This window comes from Campylobacter sp. LMG 17559 (assembly GCF_024723605.1).
Taxonomy (GTDB): domain Bacteria; phylum Campylobacterota; class Campylobacteria; order Campylobacterales; family Campylobacteraceae; genus Campylobacter_D.
Genome location: NZ_JANQCZ010000059.1, coordinates 1 through 434, shown reverse-complemented (window position 1 = coordinate 434; position 434 = coordinate 1). Strand labels below are relative to the sequence as shown.

Below are 434 nucleotides of genomic sequence, written 5' to 3'. Positions count from 1 at the left end.
TTATTTCAAAAATTCCGCTTATTAAAGATACAAAACTAATTAATCTTGTTGTGTTAAAATTAATTACTAAAGAATTGTATTCACCTGTATTTAAAGAGATGGAAGAAGATATTTTTATGACTTATTTGCAAAATGCCTTGCAAAATATCATCAAAAATGATCAAAATATATTTGAAAATTTGACTTTACTGTCTTTAAATAAATACAAAGAAAAATAATTTTTTTCAAAGTAAAGTAAGATAATTTTCAAAAATTAAATTTAAAAAGGAGTATCAAATGAAAATCACAATGATAATTCTAAGCTTATTTTCTTTAGTATCTTTAAGTGCATGTGCTTTTAAAGAAAATAAAGCAAGTGAATTAGAAACTCTTGCAAGTAATTATGGTGGAATTTATATCTTTGATAAAAAAATAAGAGAAGAGATATTGGAAAA

1 pseudogene is annotated in these 434 nt (G+C 21.7%); it reads left to right on the top strand.

Going from position 1 to position 434, the window contains the following annotated elements:
• Nucleotides 1-218, top strand: a pseudogene (locus CAMP5082_RS08300) (FHA domain-containing protein); the annotation flags it as partial.
• Nucleotides 219-434 lie beyond the last annotated feature (216 nt).